This window comes from Streptomyces sp. NRRL WC-3549 (assembly GCF_000721935.1).
In the GTDB taxonomy this organism is placed as follows: domain Bacteria; phylum Actinomycetota; class Actinomycetes; order Streptomycetales; family Streptomycetaceae; genus Streptomyces.
The window spans coordinates 851-1,379 of record NZ_KL585417.1 but is presented as its reverse complement, the minus strand read 5'-3'; the positions used below and the strand labels follow the sequence as shown (position 1 = coordinate 1,379).

The window sequence follows — 529 nt, the reverse complement described above, 5'->3', positions numbered from 1 at the left end:
CTCCAGTTCGGGTTCCCGGGCGGCGGCGGCCCGCATCCCCTCCGCCTGGCGCGCGGTGCGCTCCGCCACGGTCCCGAAGGGGTGGCCGGGCCGCGGCTCGATCCACAGCCGCCGCACCGTGCCCGCCGCCTCCAGCAGGGCCTTCGCCTCCGGCAGCGAGCGCAGCGACACCTCGGGGTGCAGCCGCTCCAGCAGCAGGGCGCCTCCCGGCAGCACGGTGTCCGCGGGGAGCAGCAGCTCCACGGCACCCCAGCCGTTCCAGTGGGCGAGCGCCGCCCGCTCCCGCGCGGGAGCGGCGAGGGGCGGGGCGAGCTTCAGCGCGGCCGGGGCGCCGTCCGGCCGGTGGGCCAGGAGCACCAGGCTGCTGCGCCCGCCCGGGGCCACCACCCGGTCGGGGACCAGCTCGTGGCCCGGCGCGGACACGGCCTCCTCGGTCAGTGCGGGGAGCCGGCCGAGCCAGTCGGCGGCCTCCTCCCCGTACGTCTCGCCGAGCGCCCGCACCAGCCGCTGCGGCGGGTCGGAACCCATA

The 529-nt window shown here is 79.6% G+C and carries 1 protein-coding gene; it reads right to left on the bottom strand.

Annotation, left to right across the window (positions count from 1 at the left end):
• Positions 1-528 (bottom strand): aminoglycoside phosphotransferase family protein (locus tag IH13_RS0123430; protein ID WP_031087517.1); only part of this gene is annotated, 528 nt, incomplete at its 3' end.
• Position 529: the final 1 nt, after the last annotated feature.